Consider the following 21878-nt stretch of genomic DNA (forward strand, 5'->3'; position numbering starts at 1 on the left):
GGAAGGTGGCGACTCGGGGAGGATTAGATAGACAGGTGAGTCAACTAAGAGAGCGCAGCGAACAGTTGGCTCACCGTGGAGCCTCCTGAACACAACCGCCTTAAACACAAATAAACCTGCAGCCCAGTAAAAATACTTCTAAGAGTGCAGGTTTGAACGGTTATTTTTGAGTTTTTTTCCTATTCTTTATCTTTTACTGAGAAGGGAATCTCCTCATCGTTATCGACAATATGAGATTTAATGACTTTATACGTGGTGGAAGTTGAAGTGGATATGGAATCTGTAAGTTTCTTACTACTGGACAAGGCATCGCCAATAATTCTCTCCAGATATTGTGTTTCAGAGTATTCATCAATTGAGGCCATTACAAGGGCGGCACGAAGATAACTTGAATTTTGAGATAACAATTGGTCATTAAAAGATAACTGATGGGATTTTGAAAATAATTTCATGTAGACAGAAATTGTACGAGTGTTACCTTCCCTAAAAGGATGAACTCGCCAAAGTCTCGCCATTAGTTCTGCAAAACAGCTTGTTAAACTGGGGTTGGTATAATCCCAGTTAATTGTAAATGCCCAATCTAACGTTTTGGTTAAACTTTCTTTAATTGACTTGGCGCGGCTATACATTACGCTTTGTCCGTCTAATACTTTTTCTTCCTTGAAAATATCTACAGTACGGAAATCACCAGCCCAGTCATAGAGGTCCCCGAAAAGATACTTGTGAATCAGTCGAATTGCATTTACATCAAAAATGTTGTCTATTTGAAGTGCTGTATCAAAATTCAACAAATTTGCGATCAATATTTGAGCTTCCACCGTAATCAGTTCAGATTCATCTTTTATGCCTAATCGATTTCTCAATACAGGTACGTCACCATATAAATATGGATCCATTTCGTTACTGAAAATCTCCAATATATTTATTCAGAACGGCTTTCCGTAAGTCTGCAGCTGATATTTTTCCATTCTCATACTGATCTAATAAGTCCTTGGTGAATGGAGTAGGTTTCCCGCCATCAATTGCAGCCATTCCAACGGCAAAGTTTACATTTTTGATACGAGTAGAACGATCGGGTTGCATACCATGCATATCACATCACACTCCTCACTAGTATATGTATATTATATCATATTTTGAAATGCTCGTCAGTCTGACCTTCTGCATACTCCTTAGTAATTCTTCCACCCAATCTTCCATGGTATACTTCAATCAATAAACCATCCCAACCACAAGTCGCAAAAGCCATACATAAAACACAAAGGGGGCCCGACATGATCACGACGCAATCATTTTTAGAGACATTCGTCTGCAAAACAGGAGAATCTGTCTATCCTCTCGGAAATCAGGAATGGGATATTCAGAAATGGTCTGCGCGGACATACCGGACGCTTGGGAATGTGCTGGCGCCGGTCGACTATGATTCTATGCCGCCTGAAGAGGTCGCCAAGCTGGGCTTGAAACCGAAGTCTCGCAGGAGCACGCTTCCGATTTCAAATTCATTGTTGAGCGAGGCTTTGCGGAAAGGCTGGCTTGTCCAGGAGGTCCGGTTCAAGGCGGATGGAAAGACGCCATCTTCCATCCATTATCGGATGGGACCAGGGCTATATGAATTTGAGTTGCGGAAGAAAGAGGAGGCGGCTGCGACGGATCAGGAGCTTCGACAAACCTTGCTGCAAGAAATTCAAATTTCGTCGGACGAGCTGCCTTCATTGTTTCTGGCAAGAATGAATGAATTTGCTTCTGCGGCTGTTGACGAGGAAGCATGGTCGAACGAACGGGTGCGGAAGTTCATACATTTTCTGATTGCGTTTCTCCGGTTAAAACAGCGGCAACAACATATGGAATATAAGGAGATCGGGGCGACGTATTACCGGAGGATCGGCGGGTCGAAAGTGTTCGATGCAAATCGGGATGTGTTTATCCAACGTCTTGAGAAATGGCTCGGTGCACCGGTCCATGAGCTCGGGATTGTGAGTACGGGGTCTGTTGTTCCGATGCTTTTCACGGGAGATTTGCAAGGGAAGTTCTCGGCATATCACATAGGTGCCGTGCATGCGACGACGGATCTTGCGGTTGCATTGGACCAGTACTCCACTTCCGCCAACATCTTGTGGCTTGTTGAGAACCGCGCCGTCTTGACGAGGATGGCGACGGAGGTAGAATTCCTGAATGACACGTCTTCGTTTGTCCTTGGTGTGGACGGGCAAATCAGGGGTGCCCATAGAAAACTGATCCGGCAGATTTGCCAGAACTCCAACATTCAACTTGTCATCATCTGGGTGGATGCTGATTTTGCGGGTACGGTCATCGCAAAGGATTTGGCGGATTTGGCAGGGGGGGTAGCTGTTCGGTTTGTTGGAACAGCGGACCAACTATTCACTGATTTGGATGCGTATCAAAAATGGTCGGAAGGCAAAAGTACAGAACAGGAAATGACATTAGGAGGTCCCGCCGAATGGAAAAAGATATGCAAACAGTAGTTTCGATTTTCGGTGCCGATCATCAGCAGCCTGAAGTAACACGCGCCATGCGGGATCTCATTTCGCTGGCGGGTGTGATGAAGGATCTTTCAGGGGAGGCGATATTCGATTCGCCGCTTGAGATGCTCCGTTTCTTGCGGATCATTGAATTAATCCATCAGGAAGCATACGGGCTTGCAGATCCCATTGATAGTGCGGAGACGTTGTATTACCGGTATTTGAACAAGTTCAACGACAACGAGCCGCCGACGAAAGCGAGAGTCGGCCAGATCCTCAATGTCTTGACTGCAAATAACTGGATCAGCAAGCAATCCAGTCACTTCAAGATGATGAGTGTCGGCAAACGGATGATGAATGCGCTGACCCGCCTTGCAAATGATTCCCTCGCGTATTACCTGGAGGATGATATCGGCCGTTCCTTGTTCCAGGCGAGGCGTGACGCGGAAATCAGTGAAGCTTACGATGACAAGGGCGTCTCGGGCGGTAATATCATCGGCAGCATGATCCGGAATGTGCAGGATGCGATCGACTTGCTGAAGGAGCGGGAGCTTGAGCTTCTCGCGGAACGGAATGCGTTGCCTCAGCTGGAGATCATCCACACGCTCATGGAGGATCTCGACCAGAAGCTGCATGACCGTTTGAAGCAGTTCGCCACAATCGAAGACAGCCTTGTCCTCAGCCGGCATGTGCAGCGTGGAACGGCGGCGCTTGCGGAAGGGACGAGCCTTTCGATCGGGATGATCAATAAATATCTCCAGTTCATGAACGTGCAGAAAACCCCTCTTATAACCGCCATTTCACCTGAAAAAGTCCGTGTATTCATCACCAAAATGTTCAATCCGCCTCTCGAATCCGAAATCCCAAATGCGTATCAATTATTCAGCTTCATGGAACAGGGTCAATATGAAGGAGAAGAGCTGGACGGATTGTGGCTTCCTGTGAAGTATGCAAGCCCTCTGTCACCGGCGGGGATCGAGGAAGGGCTTCATTTTCTTGAAAGTTATGAGCCGGTCATCGCTGAGATTGAGGAGGAAGAAGAGGTTGAGTTCGAGGAAGTGCTAATTGACGCGCAGGCGGTCGGGACGGTCATGGACGAAGCGAGTTGGCTTATGACAAAAGCAGCCATCGACACGGAGAAGATTGAGGACTACTTGAAAACGAAAGAAAAAGCGGGTCTGGAAGAGACCGTAATCGCGACGGGTTCGGAGTCATGGGGAGATGCAATCCGTCAGCTTCTAGGCGTGGCGGCACTTGAGGCGAATAAAAAAGTGAAACTTGCGCATGACGAAGATGTACCAGAACTTGCGAAGGAATGGAGGTGGATTGAAGATGACGACCGAGCATACAACATCCGGCGAAGAGATGACCGATAATATGTCCTTGAACAGTCTTCATTCCTTGCGGAGTGTGTTATCGAGCCGAGAAGAGATGGCATTCATGTCGATCCTTTTTTCATCCAGTGCGACGGTGCGTGCGACGAATTTTGGTTTGTCTCGAAAGGAAGTGGAACGGCTGCTTGCCGATGTGTCGGGGGATGATGGGTATTTCTTTTCATTCCTGTCGCGTGTCAATCAGGCGGTCGGCAGGTATTACCGTCTCATCTATGACGAGGAGCGGGATCAGGTGGTCGCAATGTTGAGGGTGCCAGCACGATCTGCGCGCCAGACGTTGTCAGCGGAAGCACTTGCAGTTTTGCTGTTCATGTTTTATCAGCAGGAAGTATTAAAACATGAGTACACATTGGTCTCCCAGCTGCTGGACGCGTTTGGGCACGAAGTAAAGAAAGGGAGCAGGCGCATCCAGCTTGCAATAGATGCGCTCAAGAAAATAGGAGCCGTCATGCCGCACCAAGTGACGGGGCAGGAAGAAGCCTACCGGATCACGGCGATCGGTGTCCATATGTTCTCGGATTCGTTCTTGAGACGCATGGTCGAATTCAGTCATTCCAGCCAGTTGTCGAAAGAGGATGTTATGAAGTTCTTTAACCGTTATAACCTATATGAAGGAGAGGATTTCTCTTGATACCTTGGCGTTTGCAATTCACAGGCATCCGGGATTATGGGCATGAGAAGATGATGCTGGATCAGGCAGAGGAACATGTTTTGATCACGGGGCCGAACGGGGCAGGCAAGTCGACGATCTCCTTCTGCATGGGGGCTGTCCTCCGTTCCGCGAAAGTCGACATTGAAGGGCTGAAATCGCAGAATTTGGCGGAGGACGAGACCTGGCGGGCAGCCATCCATCTTCTATTTAAAAATGAAGGGCCGTCCCGCGTGGATGCGCCGCTTTTCATCGAGTTTCGCTTGATCATTGAACAGCCGCCGAAAGATTTGATCAAACTGCGGTATGAGATACATGACGGCGAGACCTTCGACGAATTGGAACTACGGCAAGCGTTCCGGTCAGGCGATGTGAATAAGAATAATTTCACGGCGTATAAACGAGAACTTGAATTCAAATATAAGATCCATCCCGATTTGTATTACCTCATCTGGTATCAGCAGGAAGTCAATCAATTCTCCGTCATGGCGCCAGAGGAAAGGTTCCGTATCTTCAGCGAAATGCACAAGATCGACCGCATCCAAAAAGACTGGGAAGTATCCTTGGAAATCGTGAAGGAAGCGCAAGAAGCGTTTCGGATGGCAACTACCCAGCAGAAGCTACTTGAGATGGATCTTACCTTGAGGCGTGATAAGAAAGACCGTTTCGAGAATAACCGGATGCGGCTACTGGAAAACGGGAAAGACTACGCGCAAGCTGTGTACGGTCTCCGGACTTTGCTTGTGAACAATGTGAAAGAAGCAGAAGAATATATTAAAGCAAGAGAGCAGGAACTGGAAGCGGAGCAGGACGTTCTGCAGCAGTATGCTGAAGAGCTAGAACAGGTGAGCGAACGGCTGATTGCGGTGAAATCGGACCAAGAGGAGCAGCAGAACTTTCTTGCTGCGCAGGAAGACGAGCTAAGTGTCAAAGAAGAGCAGCTCGGGAAGGCAGAAGACGAACTTGCGGGCTTGCGGAATGAATTGAGTGATCTGCAAGAGGAATATGCGCGTCTTCCGTACACAGAAACGGAGACGAAGGCGAAACTGGCTGAAGCGGAACGGAACTTGGAGCAGTCATCGCAAGAGGAACAGGCGATCAAAGAGCAGTTGGAAGAGGTCGCTAAAGCGATCGAGAAAAACCGTAATGCACATGCCACTGTGAAGGCAGCTGCAGGGCAATGGGAAAAGCAGCGAGTTCAAGCGATGCAGTGGATCGACCGGTATCGTTCCAGCCATCAGCTGCAAGCAGATTTGAAAACGTTGGAATCAAAGACCGACAAAGTCAAAGAAAATATATCGGACGCAAAGAAGGAACTCATGAAGCTGACAGAGGAGTACGAACTGCTCAAAGAGAATCGTGTGCAGTCGAGAAGGCAGACCGAAGCGATCAGCCACTTGAAGAAGCAGGGGATTACGGCATACCCGCTCCGGCACTTCATCAAGCTCGCCGATCATCTGCCAATTGAAAAAGAGCGACTCTTTGACGCCGTGAAATATACGATCTTCTATCAGGCTCCTTCCTGCATGCCGCTAAATGACCTGTACCATGTGTCGCTGGAAAAAGTGGTGCCGGATCGCTCTGTCATCAATCTACCCGCGTATGGCCTTTACATGCGGGAAGGGCTTACTGTTCAAGAAGAGAATCATGCATCCCGCGTGCTCTGGTGGATGGAGCAGTTCTTCCTGAAAGAGCAGCCGCGCATTCTGAAAGGGCTGCTTTGGGATTCACAAGGAGTAAGAGGCCCTGCGGAGCTGAATACGTTCATCCTCAGCAACAAGGCGGTCGAAGAGAGAAGAAAAACGCTAGAGACACTTATTTCCCGGTTGTCTGATGAGGTAGAGCAGTTGCAAGCACGACTCTCGCAGGATACGGATACATTACGTGTGTGGAATGCCGACGTGCAGAAAGTGAAAGAGGCGGAAGCGTTCTTATCTGACGAAGCGAGCCAGCGGTATCGGTTGGAGCAGATTGACAGAATGTCCATCGAGTATCAAGAACTTACGAAGTCCAAAGGGTTGCTTGAGAACGAGAGACAGGTCCACTGGAAAATACAGATGCGTGAAGAGGGAGCGATCAACGAGCTGGGAGGCTATCTCGCGGTTTTTGCCAAGTTTGGACAACAGGCGCAACGGATTGCGGACTTACAAGCGCTCGAGATGTCCGTCAAGCAACAAAACCAAGAGGTGCACGCCATCCGGAGGTCCATCACGAGCTTGAGTAAAACCTTGGATGATCTGTTTGTGTCTTTGCAGAAATACAACCGTTCGAAAACGGAGATCGAGGATCGTTTGACGGCTGCCAAGCGGAACATGGAACACATTAAAATACAGATAAGCGGCAAAAGAGAAGAACGCCTGAGTATGCATAAGGAAGCGGTGGCCTATGAAGAAGAACTGGAGGCGCTCAGAACGCTGATTCCTCACGTTGTGGAGGAAGCACTGAAAGAGTCGTCTCAAGGCGTATCCATGTATGAATGGAATAGCCGTCTGAACAAAGCGAAGATCGGATTCGAGCAAGCTCGCAATGAAAAGGATATCGACCCGCATGCCGTAGAGAACTTCCGGACACTCGAAAGCGAAGTCTTGCGGAAAAAAGACGAACTGGAATCGGCCAAGAACCTGCTCGACGAAAATGAACAGCGCGCCAACCAGAACGAACAGCGGCTCGAAACCGCCATCAACATGCAAGTGACGAAAATCAACCTGCTCTTCCAGGAGTATATGGGTGAATTTCAATTTGAGGGGCGGATCGACTATGAAAAGCTCACGGATAAGAAAGGCAGGCCTGTCTTCAAGCTATTCATCTACGTACGGAAAGAGGGGCACCGTGGCAAGTTCGAGGATGTCAGTATAAAGGCGAGAGGCGGACGAGTCGGAAAAGGCGTCTCGGGCGGCGAAGAATCACTAAGTTCCCTGTTATTCGCTCTGGCGCTGCTTCAGAACCTTGAGAACCAGGCTGGTTTCATTGTCTTAGATGAATTTGACAGTGCATTGGACGAAAACCGGAAATCGACGGTTTTCAGGCTATACGCCGAAAAGCTTGAACGGAAATTAATCATTCTCTCTCCGAAAGCCCATGAAGATCAGTACTATCAACAGTTCTCAAAGGTGTTTATCGTGTCGCATGATCCTAAAGAAGTGAAAAGCAGAATTAGAGGAATTCGATCTGGACAGTCGTGATGGTATTTAATTGAGCATCTGATAGGAATTTTTTCTGGTTTACAAAAAGTAATTACTCTGCTTATTAGGCCGGTAGCAGAGGGTGGCTACTTTTTCTATTGATCTTTGTAATTGATTTTAATCATTGCATCAGGCACCGATCTTTGGGTGCCGAACAGCATAGAGGGCTGAGCTAGAATAATACAAAATGCAGTCCGATACCTGCACCCTTCATGCAAGCAATACCGTCCCATAGCATATAGTGGAGTGGATTCATCTCACAGATACTAAAAAACATGAAGTAGAGGGAATGTAGTATGAATGTTAGATTACAAGAAAATGCCGATACAGTGTATGAGCTTGCTGAGAAGAAGGCCGCGGAATATTTTGCAACACTTTCTGGACAGCTTGCAAATCAGATTTATGCTACTACCTTAACGAAAGATATTCAGGCATGGAAACAGAATCATATCCATCATTATTCACTGTTTTCGCGTGGAAAGAGAAAATCCCAGTCTCACGGATATCACAAATATATTCTATGGCTTAACAGCTCTGGAAAACTTAATAGTTATTTGGATAGAAGCATTTCCTACATTTTTTTACGGGATCTAGGCAAATCGCTTACTTCACCACAAACACAAAACCGGATTCAGCTTATCGTTGATGATTTAAAAGAACATCTTATCCATTCGGTGAAAAATGGCGGGAAAGCAGAGTTGTTCAGTATGGCGGGGTTATATCGTTGGGCACAGAAGGAAGGCGTTGAGACGACCATCATCTGGTTACTGAACAAGTTGAAGTTAGTATCCTCCATAATTCCAGAAGGGATGAATACAGACGAAGCGAAGCGGAAGCTCATTAAGATAGTGGCTGGAGTCGTCTTGCATCAGATAGAAGAGATGGGAGAAGAGATTCCAGATGAAGAGCGGGCCAGGCGATTGGATGGGGCACTCCGTTTGGGCTATTCGTATGGACTGACGTATCCTTTCATTGATGATCTGTTGGACTCGGATGTTTTATCCGGTGAAGAGAAAGGACAATATTCCGATTTGATACGAACCACCCTTGTGACAGGATTTGTACCCGAATTAGAGGGCTGGGCAGGAGAAAACGAGGAGCTGATTCGTTCCATCCATTCGGAGCTTCGGGCTGCTTTTGCTTATATAGAAGGCCATTTACGGCAGGAGACAAAGGCCGACTTTCTCGAGCAATCCTATGTGTTTTTTCATTCTCAGGAAGTGGACCGGGAAAAGAATTTACTTGACGCAACCTATACGAATGAAGAGCTCTATATTCCGGTCATTTTAAAATCTGCTTCTTCTCGGCTGATGGCTCGTTCGGTTCTTAGCGTGAAAGAAGATGACGGGTTTAATAAACGAACATTCTTTTACGGTATCTATAATCAGCTGGCCGACGATTTTGCGGATCTATTTGACGACCTCGAGGCTGGCGCGGTAACTCCGTACACGTATTACATGAAATACCATCAAATGCGGCCGGATCTCATCAATCCTTTTGAACTCTATTGGACGGTCATCTACCATTTGATTCATAACGTGTATGATTCGGATAAGAAGACATGTGACGTCATGCTGAACCGTGCAGTGAATGGATTAAAACGATTTAAAGAACGAATGGGAGACGAAACATACAACGAAGTGATGCAAGTATTTGCAACTGGACATTCTAAATTCGATCGGGTTATCCAAAAGATGGTGCGAAAAGCAGATGATGTCGAGTTCTTTGATAAACTGCTGCGTGATCAAATGATTGCTAATTTCAAAGCTAAAGCCAAAGAAAAGGATGCCTTTTTAGAAACGATTGATACGGTACGCGGCCAAATCAATGCAGCTTTACATATTCCAGAAGACAGAAGCGAATCTTTTTTAGAGGAAGCGGTCATCGAGGCTGCGAATTACAGCCTGCAAGGGGATGGAAAACGACTTCGGCCCATCATGACATGGGTTATGGGCGTTTATGAATATGGGCTTAATCCATCTGCCATCATGCCTTTACTAAAATCATTGGAATACATGCATACAGCATCCCTTATCTTCGATGACTTGCCGTCCCAAGACAATTCGTCCTTCCGCAGGGGACGTCCGACGGTACACCAAGTATATAACACGGCCGTAGCTGAATTATCAGGTCTTTACTTGAGCCAAAAGGCGGTGGAGGAACAAGCGTCCCTCGACCAGTTTGATTCGCAAGCTGTGCTTCGTTTGATCCGCTATTCGGCTGGAGTGACAACGGAAATGTGTAAAGGCCAAGCGATGGACTTGAGTTCAAAAGGCAGGCAATTGAATTTAGATCAGTTGCATACCATGTGCTTTTATAAAACCGGCCTGGCATTCGAGGCTACACTCGTCATGCCTGCAATCTTAGCAGGGAAGCAGGAATCTGAACTGGAAGAGTTAAAACGATTTGCCTATCATGCCGGAATTGCTTTTCAAATCAAGGACGACTTGCTCGACATTGAAGGAGACACGGCTTCACTCGGAAAGCCAACCGGCAAAGATGCCGAAAACAATCATTCGACCTTCGTATCGGTCCTCGGAGCTGACGGAGCCCGGAAAGCGATGTGGGATCATTACTGCACCGCTATGGAGATGTTGCAACAGATGCAACACAAAGCAACCTATTTGGAACATTTTTTAAGTTATATTGTTAACAGGGACAACTGAATGAAGCGCGAAAAAAGCCGGATTGACCGGCTTTTTTACTTTGTCGAATAGTACAAAGGCATTGACTCAAACCACCACCTCATTCATTCCTGAAAAAATAGCGGTTAATAAAAGATTACATCCTTGGACGGACGCCGTTATCGACAGTCATGCTATTCCTACACCAATTCCTTCAAATACCACCGATCCATCGTCGAATGCTCCGACCCATCAAGCGGACGTTCCAGACGCTGGAAGCCGAGTTTTGCATATAGGTGATTTGCCATTTCGAGTTTATCCATCGTCTCCAAATAACAGTGAGTGTAATGTTCCTTGGCAAATGCCAGCGCCGTTTCCATCAGCTTTTTTGAATAGCCCATGCCTTGGGCTTCGGGTTTGATGTAAAGCTTCTGCAATTCGCAAATCGTACCAGTCTTTCCGAATCGGGCAATTCCCACACCGCCCGCCACTTGCTCTTCTTCATCCACCAACACCCAATACTTAGCGTTCGGCTCGTTTTTGTAGTAATCGGCGAGATTTCCGAGCTGTGGATCGAAATAAGCTGTTCCGGGGATATCCAGCTGATAGGATTCCAATGATTCTTTAATGATTCGCTCAATGGTAGCATTGTCTTTCTTCTCAATTTCACGTATTTGCATGATTCATCCTCCGAATAGGTTAATAGGTACCTCAATTATAGCCAGCTCTTGCAGTGGACTGCAATTTCACTTCATTTTAAGAGAAGGCTCTCTACTCATTCCTCAATCGCTTAAAAATCCGATAATGTCCTTTGCCAGGCAGATAGCCTAATCCTCGATTAATGGCTTGCATTGGCGCGTTCGTTTCCTCTGCATCCGTCGTCAAGGTGTGAGCCCCTTCCTTCAGCGCGCATTCAATTGACAGCTGTTTCAGCGCTTTTGCGATGCCGCGTCCTCGATTTGCCTTTCGAACACCCGTGTAATTCGTATACAGCACGCCGGCTTCGTCTGTCGTGAATAATTGAGTCACCCCTATGAAACGATCTCCGTCCCGTGCGATGAAAATCCAGTCGTCGCGCGAGGTATCTTGTGGCAGGAACTCGTTTCGCCATTGTTCAAATGGTGGTAGGCTTCCGTATTGGCCTGGATTATCTTTCGCTGTTTCGACGCACAACTCGTACAATTTTTGTTCCGAATTCTCCCCGCTTACTTCCGCGAATGTGCTGAATTGAATACCTGACCTCTTCACCTGTTCTATGGCGTCTTTCTGTTGCACCGGGTCATAAGAGTGAAGTTCGAGAAGTAGATCAAACACATGCGCATCGAGTTGGAATCCTTTCTTTTTAACAAATGGAAGGGAGGCATCGATCCAGTCATGGACAGTGGATAACAGGATGGAAGCCTGCTGTTCGTTCGCCCAGTTTTCGATATGGGCCAGAATCTTGCTGCCTACCCCTTGTCTGCGATAATCGGGATGCACACAGAACGTACTTCCGACCTGGCCGGGGTCGGTCCATGGAGCACGGAACGCTGCACCATACCCGATGATTTCCCCTTCTTCGTTCTCTGCTACGACTCTCGTTCTGCCGAAGCCGGCCAAGAGGCCATGTTCATTAAGTGTCAGATGGGATGTTGCCGGGACATGCCGATCTTCTTCCTCAAGGGATTGAGCGGTTGTGGAATCGGGTTCAATCGTGTTGAACAGCGCAGCGACATGCGGATAATCATCCGGATAATCATCCGGTACTTTCATGTCTCGAAGACTGGCAATGCTGGCCATTTTATTTGTTTCGTTCATCGTCATAGTGATCTTCCTCTTCTTTGGATTTGGTTTGTTTAGTCATCAATCCATGCACTTGCTTAACTATAATTATAGCAATTTTCCTAGTAATGGCACATCTTGTTTGATTGAAGGGATGGACATGCGAGGAAGTGAATTGCCATGTTCTCATCTAGTATAGAAAAGACGTGCATTCACCAGCCAATTCTCGGCAAAAAGAACGTCTTGTATTCTTTCTCATTTTCTTTGAAACTTTTCCTGAAATCTCTCGTCTATACGGTAATTCCAGGATTAGTATGTAAACAGAGAGGATGGAAAACATTGAAGAAACTAATTGTGTTACTAGTTGCATTGTTGCTTGCGGTGAGTTTGCCAGTAACCGGAACTGCAGCGGGTGCAACGCAATTTTCTGATGTGCCGCAGTCGAAGCATTTCGCGGAAGCGGTGTATGAGCTGGCGGGACGGAATATTATCGGCGGGTATCCGGATGGCACGTTCAAGCCGGGCAATCCAATTACGAGAGGACAGGCCGCAGCCATCATCGCGAAGATGCTTGAGCTGAATACGGATCAGGTGAAGAATCCTGGTTTTAAGGATGTCTCACCGGAGAATGGCTACTACAAAGCGATTGCTGCGCTGGCGGAGAAAGAAATCATTGGCGGCTATGAGGATGGTCGATATGGTCCGAATGATCCGATCAAGCGGGGACAGATGGCGTCGATTCTTGTCAAAGCGTTCGATTTGCCTCGGTATGCTGTAGAGGATAAAGATAACCCATTTAAAGATGTGAAAAATTACTCTTACGTTTCGCATAGCCAGAACATCTTGATTATTTACCATCTCGGCATTACAACGGGAACATCGCCAACGACCTTTAGTCCGAATGCTTCCATTACGAGGGGACAGGCGGCTAAACTTCTCAAGGCGGCAGAAGAGTCAAAGCCACAGATGAAGACACTACAGGCAAGTGAATTTGGTTGGAAGAGAATTGAGTGGTTCAATGATGGGGAGAAAAACCCGGGCGTTTTCAAGGCTGCATTGGTGACAGGACGAAAGACGTCTGCTGGTTACACGGGCGACCGTCTTCAAATTGTGCCATTGAAAGAAGGGACCGGCACGCTTAGCTTTGGAGAAGGAAGTGACTTTTTCCCAGATGACACGAATTTTAAGAAGTACTATGTGCATGTCAAGAAAACGGATGGCGAATGGAATGTGACACTGGAAGAGACGGACGACCATTTTCCGACTGCAGCTGGTCTCGAAATGACGCAGGAGCAGACAAAGCAAGTGGAACAAGTCTCTCTCTCGACGATGGAAGGAGAGCCGCTGTCAGATAGCGTGGCATTCAAGTATTGCAAAAAGGGCATGATTGACAATCTTTGCATTGATATTGATAAACCGGGCCAGTACATTGCCACTGTACGCTACAAAGGCGGCGAGAAAAACCGGTATGGGATTGAGGTAACAGAAAAAACGGCTCATTTCTATTATGGTATCCGGACGTTGCAGGAAAGGACATCTCACTTGGTTGACTTAAGTAATGATAAGTATTACTCCGTGAAACCTGGACATAAAATCGGAAAGCATATTATCCCGAAAGATTCCGAGCAGATTGCTGTCGTTACAAGGGAGAAGGGCACTAATATTTTCCGAGCTGAAGCGAAGAAAAGCGGTAATTTCATAGTGGAATTCCCGGATGACCGCGTGAAGGTCTACTCTGACGGCCATGTTTTCTTTGAAGGTATTGCAATTGATGTACAGCAGCTGGGAACCATTGTATATGTAACGGTTAGGCCGTATCTCCATGATTACTGGATGTGATGGAGTACTTGCTAGACACTTACTTCATTAAACTGTTGTAATTCAATAATAGAGGTTGGCCAAACTAAATGTGGCCAACCTCTATTTATGTTTTTATTCGAATGTCACGTCTTACAATGTCCGTGTAATGGTTAATTTTCTGTACATCGCAGCAATCTCCGGGTGCTCCCTTGTCCATGCTTCACTTACAACAGGGGGGATCTTGAACTGCTTCACCATTTCATTCATCAATTCGGCCAGCAGGATCCCCCTTCTAGGTTGATCGGCATGGATGATTTGTTCATATGCTATCTGATAATCGGCCAATGATTTCTTAGCTGCCAATGGAACTCCTCCAAGGTTATTGTTATTTTCTGCTTATCTTCCATCAAGTTCTGAAGAAGATAAGTTAGGATTCATTTAGATACTTTGATTTTATCGGCTTCCCGGCAAGGCATCAATCCTTAAGTGGAAGGAGGAATTAAAATATTCGAGAAGGGATGTACCTCCCTTGATGTATCAACGCCTGCAGGGGACATTCCCCGTGCGGGTGTTTTTATGCCATAATCATTCTAGGTACAAGTTACATAAAAGGAGGCATAGGGATGACGAACCATTCCCAACAGATCCTCTCACTCATAGAGGATTCCCAAGACTTCACCACGTTGGACAATCATTTTAATCGGTTTAATCCTTTCAAGATCCTGCAAGTGGACAACTATGAAATCCGCCATTCCAATGTGTTGGCGTGGTTGCTGGATCCAAGGCAAAATCATAATTTGGGATCGTATTTTATTAAAAAGCTATTGGCAAAGGTTTTTGTCAATCCGGCTAATTACGAGGACGAGGATAAGCTTTCCAATTATAATGTGCTGGAGCTGTGCAGCCATTCGTATCATGATCTCGCCGTTTACAAAGAACTTGCCACATCCAACCGGAAACGCATTGATGTGCTGGCGGTTTCGGCTGTGAATAAAACCGTCGTGTTAATTGAAAACAAATACTGGGCGAGCGAATCGGAAGGGCAGTTGGAGGAGTATATTGAGTTTGCGCGTTCTACCTATGAAGGATATCGAATTATCCCGATTTTTCTCACGCTGCTAGACGAGGAGCCGACCCACGAGGATTATTTGATGCTCGGTTATTCCGATGTGCTGGGGATCTTGCAGAACTTGCTGAGTTCCCAGGTCAACTATATGAATTCGCATGTGCATTCGTTTCTTTCCTATTACGTGGATATCTTGGAGGATCAGCTCGTTCAGAATGAGGAATTGAATGAAATCGGCATGGCGCTTTATAAGAACCATAAGGAAGCGGTCGACTTTTTGTATCAGCATGGACAGGCTGCGAATTTCAGAGAAGTGGAAGATTCGGATGCGGTACTACATACATATGTACGTCATAAGGAGACCATCGATTTTATAAAGAAGGTTGGGGACAGTCTTCTGAAGGAAGCTTTCTTGCGGTTTGCCCGTAAGATGAACTGGCCCGAGCATTTAATTACGGCGCATTTCCGGGTTCCTCATTTTCTGGAACAATCGTGGTACGATCATTTCGAGGAAGAGGATTTGCGTAAACCATGGTGGATGAACCGGGGGCTGATTGCTTGGTTTGAACGGGCAGATGATCGGATGAAGCTGCGCGTAGAGGTTGGCCCGCTTGAGCACGGAAAACGAGTGAAGCTACTGAAGGCACTTCAGGTGAAGGGAATAGATGTGAAGGAGCAGGCGTTTGAAGAGGGACGCCAATACACGCGGATATATATGGATGCCGAGTGTCCGGCCTCATGGGATGACGTGGATTCGCTTATTCAAACGATGGAGCGGTTGTATGAGAAAGAGGCATTTCAGGTTGTATTGAAGCAAATTGCAGAGGCTCTTCACATGGATACAGAGCAGGAGCCGGCTGCTCTCCCAATGCCTGAAGCACCATTGACCAAGGCGTTTCAGTCCTTTGCAGTGGAACAACATATCCAGCCTGACCATTTCTTCGTTCATCCGAGCCTGCCATGTTTTATTGAACCGGAATGGACGAACTTTCCCGCGAACTATGAAGTGACCGAAAGATATTGGCTCGGCCATCCGCTCATCGCCTGGTTCAGCAGAAGAAGTACCGCAGTCCGTTTGATTGTCGAAGTCGGGCCGTTGCCGTCTGAAAAGAGGAACGCCTTCCTGCAGAGACTTGAGGAGCAAGGCATTCCGGTACGGGCGCTGGCTTATGAAGAGGGAAGGAAATATACCCGAATTTATTCGCGTGCGGTACCGGTGGAGAATTTGGAAGATGCGGATGAGTTGAAAGGGGCTATGGAGCAGTTAGTTCGGAGCCGAGAGTTTCAGATGTTGCGTGGGCAGGTTGAGAGAGCGATTGAGAAGTTAATCTAATATGGTTACGTGTTTTAAAAGAGTGCGAGTCCTGCGAGGATTCAGCACTCTTTTTCTTTACTGATTTTAGGGGAATGAACTTCTTCTTTAATAAAAGGAACTTATTTCATATTATATGATACTATTGAATTAATTAATCTAAGTGCCTATTGGGGGGATTTCATGAAAGTTGAAAATAGTATGATGGCAGAGTTTTATGAGGGGTTTTTTGTTGCCATTAAGTTGTTTCTTGCTTCAAGTGTATTTCCTTTCCTCGTCATATTCATCATACTGTCAGTGTTGATACAATGGAAAATGCCGGTTATCAAAGGAACAGTAGGGGAGTGGAAGGTCAAGTCAAAGCTCCGCAGCTTAGGTGATGGATATAAGGTTTTTCATAATATCTATATTTCAAACGGGGAACATGGACTGACCCAAGTAGACCATATTGTGACATCTGCATACGGCCTATTTGTTATTGAAACGAAGCATTACAGTGGTTGGATTTTTGGTGATGAATATAAACCGTTTTGGACACAAGTGATCTATAGACGGAAATCAAAGTTTTACAATCCGATTCGGCAAAACTACGGACATATCCAGGCCATAGCAGCATACATAGGAAAAGAAAATACAGAAGATATCCACTCCGTCATCGCATTCTCATCTAATTCCACTTTTAAATTCAACAAGAAATTTACAACAGCTCATGTAATACAGTTTCCCGAATTAATAAGAACGATTTCACACTACAAAGAACATCGAATTGGCGAAATGGAACTCAAGCACATCAATGACAAACTAACTGAACTGTCCTCAATAGAAAAGCAGGATAAGAAAGAGCGTAAAGCTGAACATATGAAAAAGGTGAGACAAGTAAAGAAAATCAGGTCAGTGGAACCTATAAATATGGCTAAAACTCAAAAACAGGGTGCTGCAGACAACCCGAAAAGGTGTCCCAAATGCGAAGGACATCTAACTTTAAAGTCAGGCAGGTATGGAAAGTTTTATGGTTGCAGTGGATTTCCGGGTTGTCGGTATACGGAGAAGCTAGGATAGATTTTAACCAAAATTTGAGACTGAGCCAAAGCTCAATCTCAAAGTGTTCCAAATTGACAAACAATCCAATGGCCATGCCGATTAAGACTGCAGCTATTAATTCCCATGGTTTACTTTTCAATTCAAAAGGAGAAAATGAAATGGCTAAAGGCGATGCATATAAACAATTAGGAGAGTACTTGAAAAGAAGCAATAAAAAACGAATTATACTTTCTTTTGAACAAATAGAGGGTTTAATTGGTCGAAGTTTACCCCAGTCAGCATACAAACATCCTGAACCTTGGTGGTCAAATAATTATGATCATTCCCAGGCGATTGCTTGGATGGATGCAGGCTATGAAACCGATTTTGTTACTGACACATATGCCCTGCACAAAATAATATTTTGTAAAATTACTATGTAAATGATTAGATGGATAACAGTGCGCTTCATTTATTGGTATAGTTTGGAAAGTAATTCTGTGTAAAGATTTTTCACGAAGAAAGCAGGCAGAAATCATGAATGAAAAACAGCAGCTTATTGATGAAGTAAAGAAATCTTTAAACGGTTTTGGAATTGGTGATTTTTATATGGGGCCAAGCTTTCCGAAGTTACCCTATTATGAGCACTTTAGTGACTCGGACAAGGATGTCAGACGGTATTCGTTTACTGTGTTTGTGATTTATTTAGGAAGTTGGGAAGCAGGGTGTAGTTATCCGTTTCATAATAGAAAAGCAGAATTGAGAAAGTATATGAGAGCTTTCCTAGATTCCCATGAGGATTTAAAAAGAGATTTTCCATGTTTAACTGAGTATGGTATTCGGTTTATAAAGCATTTATTAAAAGAATCATCAGCTGAGTATATCTCTGAATTTCAAAAATTTGATATTGGAGCTTCCTTGCGTAATGAATTGAAAAGAGGAGTTCTTGCCACTCATACGGAAAAGAAGTATGCAATGAAGGATTTTCTACAAGAAATACGGGTAGAGCCATTTAACTTGTCTGATAATAAATTCAAATAATTTCTGTTGGGTTCTGGAGTACATTTTTGACCGGATACAATATAATCTATACTTTTACGTCCTTTCCTGATGAACGTAATAATAGTTTAAAATAGAAGTGAATGATTCGGGAGGATGATTAAGATGGCACTGAAAGAGTTTGCATCTAGCTTGTTACTCATAATCAGTTGGTTGTTATTTGCTTTAAGTGCCTACGCTCTTTATTGGTCGATCGTAATTCCTGGACTTGCAATTATTCCTTTTGTGATTTTAATCATTTCTGCTTCGTCATGTATGTATGGGTCAAAGAAACTTGGCGTTAGAAAGAGAGACTAGGTGATGACTTCTGGTTAACTTATTACGATACCAGGCACTGTTCGAGTGCCTGGTACTTTTTTAATTATGAATCAAAATCTGCTCCACATAATTCTCAATACGACTCGCTTGGCTAACAGAGCCTAATTCCGTAAATAGTTGAATGGCCTTGCGCATGGTGGCAAGCCCCTCTTCTTTATTTCCCAATCGCCATTCATAGGCGCCTTTCAGATGGATTAGGTTTGCCCGCTCAAATAATTTGTTCTCAGGGAGCGCGATCTTGTTCAGATAGGTAAAGAACTCGGCCAGTTCATCCTTAAATTGCATCTCTCTGGAGAAATGATGGATAGGTCCCAATAGATATATGATGGTATTCATAAGAATGGTGCCGATGATTTCATTCACCTTTTGGTATTCCTGGTACCGGATGCTTTTTTCGTATGCGGTACGAGAAAGATGGAGCACCAATTCTGGCTCCAGAAATAGCATCGTTGCATTATAGAGCAAAAACTCATAATGGCCCCACACTTCAACGCCAAAGAAGTAATCGGATAGCTTTTGAATGTCCTCTTCTTGTATTTCTTCCTCACCCATCGTTTTGTTGTCGATGATGCTTTCATACACATCTAACATCAAGACATGATATCGGTACATGTCCACGCCGGATTTCTTCCACTTTTTCATTTCCTGCGCTCTTAATTTCCGTAACCCCGCTGAATCGCTCTGCTTATATGCAAGGCTGACCGCTTTGAAAAACTGTTCGAGCCGGCTTGGCTGGAATTCATTGTGTACGAATAAAAACTCATCAAAACTCATCATCAATTTTTCCAATATCCTCGAAAACAGCCCAAGGGTTATATCAGAATCGCCCCGTTCAAATTTAGACAGGAATGAGATCGAGCAAATCCCCTCTGCCAATTCCTTCATCGTCAAGCCTTTTTGTTCCCTGATTTGCCGTAGTGTTTCCCCGTATGCTCGCATTTGTCTCCCTCAATTCCACTATATGAAAATTAAATAAATCCCTTTAAAGATTCACTATACAATGACCTTAAGATAATTCCATTATACAGAAGGAGGCGGCTACAATGGCTGACGCACATTACATTGTTAAAAACGGTACGATTATAGATGTGGAAAATGGGGGAACTTTTCTCGGGTCGATTGAAATTAAAGGGACGAAGATTAAGAGGATATACAAGGCGGGTGAAAGTTTGCCAGAAAGCATTCAAGTCATCGATGTGACTGGGAACTATATTATTCCTGGTCTGATCGATATGCATTGTCATATCCAAGAGAGATTTGCACCTCATTTCTTGGCGTCCGGTGTGACGACGGTACGAAATCCGGCGAGTAATGTGTTCATGATCGAAGACTTGATCAAGGCTCCGTTGGATGCGCCGACGCCACGTGTCTTTTCCGCAGATCGAATGATTGACGGGGAACCTGGCCTTTGGGGGCCGACAAGCTTTGGGAACATGGTTACGGAAGATCCGGAAGAAGCTAGACAGGAAGTGAGAAGACAGGCCGCTGTAGGTGCCAAATTTATTAAGGTCTATGGCTTGGCGAATAAAGAAGTGATTGAGGCAACTGTGGATGAGGCGAGAAAATTTGATTTAGAAGTGGCCTGCGACTTGATTCATTCCCAAAAAGTAAGCGCGTTGGAGGCGGCGAAGCTAGGTGTGACATGGTTTGAACATGCTTCTGGATTTGCACAGGCGATCTATCCAGGGTGGTATCCATCTGCTGACCAAGGGGAATGGAGCCATATCAATTGGGAACAGCCCGATGAGGAGAAGATTAAAGATCTGTGTGAGCAGATGCTGCGATATAATGTGAAAATCTGTCCGACACTTGTCCTGATGGATCAGGCGAATCTGTATCCAGATATCTGGCATCCGAACAATGCGATAACCAAATCACTTGAAGAACATGATATTTTAATGAGCCATTGGAACACTATGGAGGAGCATGCAGAGTTAATCAAACAGCAGCTTGGCCAACAGCATACACTCACAAAGATGGTCGCAAAAACCTATTTTGACCTGGGCGGCACGGTTGTTGCGGGGACCGATACGCCCGCGCTCCTCTACACCTTCCCAGGAATGGCGCTCCATCGAGAGTTGGAACTGTTCCATGAGATCGGGATGACTGAAATGGAAGCGCTCCAGGCGGCGACAATCCAAGCGGCCCGTTCCATCAAACTCGACAACATGGGAGCAATCAAAGAAGGGTACATCGCCGATTTGCTCGTGTTGAATGAAAACCCGCTGGATGCGATCCAGCATACGAAAAGTATCCATCGCATCATGAAAGGTGGAAAAATGTACACCCAAGAAGAGATCCTGCAGCATGTTCCAAGCAAAGAGGTGGTAGAGAAGAAGATGGCAGCATTCCAAGAGAGGTGGGATGCTGTGATGGGGCAGGTGGAAATGGTTGATTAAATAAGCTTCCGCAACTAAGAATACGTAAGCGCCTTAGGAAGCTAATAAAAGTGATGAAGAGCCAAACGGAACATACCCGTTCGGCTCTTCCTATTTGTCAGCACCCTTACAAGATCGCCTCAGCAATAATACGGTCGAGCTTCCGAATATCCACTTTTCGATTCAAGTTCAACTTCAGCTTTCCAGCCTTTGTCCACAATTCTATTTCCGCGTTCATGTCGAGCTTCCCAGCATTCTCTGTCGAATACATATGGATCGAGCTGAACGGAATTGTGTAGATCTCTACTTTTTTACCCGTCAGTCCTTGCTTGTCCGCGATGATAAATCGTTTGTTTGTCACGACGGCAACATCGCGAATCGTTTTGTAGGCGACTTCCGCCGTTTCCCCTTCAATCAATAGTTCCGTAATTTCATTCGGCACAGGCACTTCCTCCGTGAACGTCCATGCCATGATGGCTGTTAGATCGGCCATATCCACCACTCCTTTTTCATTATCATCCCATAGGAGTAAATAAAAGTATAGAAGTAAACTATGGTAGTTAGTCGGTTGATAGAAAGACAATTTTGCATGACGCAGATTTTCATCAAAACCTTCCATCCGTAGAATGGACAAATGGTATTTCATTAGTTATCATAATGACGATATCGGACTTTTGGTAATAGACTGGATGCCATTCTATTAGAAAAGAGGTGTCTTTATTTTTTTCATTCTTCATGAGGGGAGCACCTATTAGTTTTATAGGTTGGGGTACCACCGTTTCTCGGAGGATTACCACCGACTCAGCGAAGTTTACCACCGTCTCGGAGGAGTTTA

18 protein-coding genes are annotated in these 21878 nt (G+C 45.4%); 11 read left to right on the top strand and 7 right to left on the bottom strand.

The genetic code is table 11. The annotated features are described in order from the left end of the window. Positions 1-179: 179 nt before the first annotated feature. Together ACSW3C_RS12705 and ACSW3C_RS12710 are read right to left on the bottom strand one after the other, a co-directional pair. Positions 180-896 (bottom strand): Fic/DOC family protein, encoded by a 717-nt coding sequence (locus ACSW3C_RS12705; protein WP_486563008.1) that lies wholly within the window; start codon positions 894-896, stop codon positions 180-182. Between the two features lie 4 nt (positions 897-900). Continuing rightward, positions 901-1092: an antitoxin VbhA family protein gene (locus ACSW3C_RS12710; protein ID WP_486563010.1), complete on the bottom strand. Its 192-nt coding sequence runs from the start codon at positions 1090-1092 to the stop codon at positions 901-903. 182 nt (positions 1093-1274) lie between these two features. Between ACSW3C_RS12710 and ACSW3C_RS12715 the strand changes: the two genes are divergently transcribed. The 5 genes from ACSW3C_RS12715 to ACSW3C_RS12735 all read left to right on the top strand — a co-directional run bounded on the left by ACSW3C_RS12715 (position 1275) and on the right by ACSW3C_RS12735 (position 10371). After that, positions 1275-2483 (top strand): hypothetical protein, encoded by a 1209-nt coding sequence (locus ACSW3C_RS12715; RefSeq protein ID WP_486563012.1) that lies wholly within the window; start codon positions 1275-1277, stop codon positions 2481-2483. Next, positions 2459-3856 (top strand): hypothetical protein, encoded by a 1398-nt coding sequence (locus ACSW3C_RS12720; protein ID WP_486563014.1) that lies wholly within the window; start codon positions 2459-2461, stop codon positions 3854-3856. The genes ACSW3C_RS12715 and ACSW3C_RS12720 overlap by 25 nt, the downstream gene beginning before the upstream one ends. After that, on the top strand, positions 3813-4505 hold the full coding sequence (locus ACSW3C_RS12725) for a hypothetical protein (protein ID WP_486563016.1): 693 nt from the start codon (positions 3813-3815) through the stop codon (positions 4503-4505). Before ACSW3C_RS12720 ends, ACSW3C_RS12725 begins: the two co-directional genes overlap by 44 nt. Further along, positions 4502-7705, top strand: a complete 3204-nt coding sequence (locus ACSW3C_RS12730; protein ID WP_486563017.1) for an AAA family ATPase — start codon at positions 4502-4504, stop codon at positions 7703-7705. The genes ACSW3C_RS12725 and ACSW3C_RS12730 overlap by 4 nt, the downstream gene beginning before the upstream one ends. Positions 7706-8001: 296 nt before the next feature. Continuing rightward, a complete protein-coding gene (locus tag ACSW3C_RS12735; protein WP_486563019.1) occupies positions 8002-10371 on the top strand; it encodes a polyprenyl synthetase family protein in 2370 nt (789 codons plus the stop codon). 158 nt (positions 10372-10529) lie between these two features. Here the strand turns inward: ACSW3C_RS12735 and ACSW3C_RS12740 are convergent, their stop codons facing one another. Together ACSW3C_RS12740 and ACSW3C_RS12745 are read right to left on the bottom strand one after the other, a co-directional pair. Then, the gene (locus ACSW3C_RS12740) at positions 10530-11009 is read right to left on the bottom strand and encodes a GNAT family N-acetyltransferase (RefSeq protein WP_486563020.1); all 480 of its coding nucleotides are present in this window, start codon (positions 11007-11009) and stop codon (positions 10530-10532) included. 91 nt (positions 11010-11100) lie between these two features. Continuing rightward, complete coding sequence (locus ACSW3C_RS12745; RefSeq protein WP_486563021.1) at positions 11101-12132, bottom strand: GNAT family N-acetyltransferase; 1032 nt, start codon at positions 12130-12132, stop codon at positions 11101-11103. Positions 12133-12429: 297 nt separating this feature from the next. Between ACSW3C_RS12745 and ACSW3C_RS12750 the strand changes: the two genes are divergently transcribed. Further along, a complete protein-coding gene (locus tag ACSW3C_RS12750) occupies positions 12430-13929 on the top strand; it encodes an S-layer homology domain-containing protein (RefSeq protein ID WP_486563022.1) in 1500 nt (499 codons plus the stop codon). 111 nt (positions 13930-14040) lie between these two features. Here ACSW3C_RS12750 and ACSW3C_RS12755 read toward each other — a convergent pair whose 3' ends face one another. Next, positions 14041-14253: a hypothetical protein gene (locus tag ACSW3C_RS12755; RefSeq protein ID WP_486563024.1), complete on the bottom strand. Its 213-nt coding sequence runs from the start codon at positions 14251-14253 to the stop codon at positions 14041-14043. Positions 14254-14513: 260 nt separating this feature from the next. Here ACSW3C_RS12755 and ACSW3C_RS12760 point away from each other — a divergent pair, with 260 nt between their 5' ends. From ACSW3C_RS12760 to ACSW3C_RS12775, 4 genes are all read left to right on the top strand, one after another. Beyond that, entirely contained in the window at positions 14514-16289 is a 1776-nt protein-coding gene (locus ACSW3C_RS12760) for a PDDEXK-like family protein (RefSeq protein ID WP_486563025.1), read from the top strand. Positions 16290-16451: 162 nt separating this feature from the next. After that, entirely contained in the window at positions 16452-17327 is an 876-nt protein-coding gene (locus ACSW3C_RS12765) for an NERD domain-containing protein (RefSeq protein ID WP_486563026.1), read from the top strand. 140 nt (positions 17328-17467) lie between these two features. Continuing rightward, positions 17468-17731, top strand: coding sequence for a DUF7662 domain-containing protein (locus ACSW3C_RS12770; RefSeq protein WP_486563027.1), 264 nt, complete (start codon positions 17468-17470; stop codon positions 17729-17731). 94 nt (positions 17732-17825) lie between these two features. Next, positions 17826-18329, top strand: coding sequence for a hypothetical protein (locus ACSW3C_RS12775; protein ID WP_486563029.1), 504 nt, complete (start codon positions 17826-17828; stop codon positions 18327-18329). A 375-nt stretch (positions 18330-18704) separates the two neighbouring features. Here ACSW3C_RS12775 and ACSW3C_RS12780 read toward each other — a convergent pair whose 3' ends face one another. After that, positions 18705-19604 carry a helix-turn-helix domain-containing protein gene (locus ACSW3C_RS12780; RefSeq protein ID WP_486563031.1) on the bottom strand — a complete coding sequence of 300 codons (900 nt, stop codon included), beginning with the start codon at positions 19602-19604 and terminating at the stop codon, positions 18705-18707. A gap of 104 nt (positions 19605-19708) precedes the next feature. Here ACSW3C_RS12780 and ACSW3C_RS12785 point away from each other — a divergent pair, with 104 nt between their 5' ends. Continuing rightward, a complete protein-coding gene (locus tag ACSW3C_RS12785; RefSeq protein ID WP_486563033.1) occupies positions 19709-21064 on the top strand; it encodes an amidohydrolase family protein in 1356 nt (451 codons plus the stop codon). A 106-nt stretch (positions 21065-21170) separates the two neighbouring features. On the opposite strand, the gene ACSW3C_RS12790 is transcribed toward ACSW3C_RS12785, so the two are convergent. After that, the gene (locus ACSW3C_RS12790; protein WP_486563035.1) at positions 21171-21536 is read right to left on the bottom strand and encodes a PH domain-containing protein; all 366 of its coding nucleotides are present in this window, start codon (positions 21534-21536) and stop codon (positions 21171-21173) included. Between the last annotated feature and the right edge of the window lie 342 nt (positions 21537-21878).

This window comes from Sporosarcina sp. AD_1 (assembly GCF_057373025.1).

Excerpts from the sequence above, each read along its gene's own strand:
- ACSW3C_RS12765 (WP_486563026.1), top strand. The coding sequence starts at position 16,452 with ATGAAAGTTGAAAATAGTATGATGGCAGAGTTTTATGAGGGGTTTTTT.
- ACSW3C_RS12715 (WP_486563012.1), top strand. The coding sequence starts at position 1,275 with ATGATCACGACGCAATCATTTTTAGAGACATTCGTCTGCAAAACAGGA.
- ACSW3C_RS12720 (WP_486563014.1), top strand. The coding sequence starts at position 2,459 with ATGGAAAAAGATATGCAAACAGTAGTTTCGATTTTCGGTGCCGATCAT.
- ACSW3C_RS12790 (WP_486563035.1), bottom strand. The coding sequence starts at position 21,536 with ATGGCCGATCTAACAGCCATCATGGCATGGACGTTCACGGAGGAAGTG.
- ACSW3C_RS12725 (WP_486563016.1), top strand. The coding sequence starts at position 3,813 with ATGACGACCGAGCATACAACATCCGGCGAAGAGATGACCGATAATATG.
- ACSW3C_RS12760 (WP_486563025.1), top strand. The coding sequence starts at position 14,514 with ATGACGAACCATTCCCAACAGATCCTCTCACTCATAGAGGATTCCCAA.
- ACSW3C_RS12710 (WP_486563010.1), bottom strand. The coding sequence starts at position 1,092 with ATGCATGGTATGCAACCCGATCGTTCTACTCGTATCAAAAATGTAAAC.
- ACSW3C_RS12785 (WP_486563033.1), top strand. The coding sequence starts at position 19,709 with ATGGCTGACGCACATTACATTGTTAAAAACGGTACGATTATAGATGTG.
- ACSW3C_RS12775 (WP_486563029.1), top strand. The coding sequence starts at position 17,826 with ATGAATGAAAAACAGCAGCTTATTGATGAAGTAAAGAAATCTTTAAAC.
- ACSW3C_RS12705 (WP_486563008.1), bottom strand. The coding sequence starts at position 896 with ATGGATCCATATTTATATGGTGACGTACCTGTATTGAGAAATCGATTA.
- ACSW3C_RS12780 (WP_486563031.1), bottom strand. The coding sequence starts at position 19,604 with ATGCGAGCATACGGGGAAACACTACGGCAAATCAGGGAACAAAAAGGC.
- ACSW3C_RS12770 (WP_486563027.1), top strand. The coding sequence starts at position 17,468 with ATGGCTAAAGGCGATGCATATAAACAATTAGGAGAGTACTTGAAAAGA.
- ACSW3C_RS12740 (WP_486563020.1), bottom strand. The coding sequence starts at position 11,009 with ATGCAAATACGTGAAATTGAGAAGAAAGACAATGCTACCATTGAGCGA.
- ACSW3C_RS12745 (WP_486563021.1), bottom strand. The coding sequence starts at position 12,132 with ATGACGATGAACGAAACAAATAAAATGGCCAGCATTGCCAGTCTTCGA.
- ACSW3C_RS12735 (WP_486563019.1), top strand. The coding sequence starts at position 8,002 with ATGAATGTTAGATTACAAGAAAATGCCGATACAGTGTATGAGCTTGCT.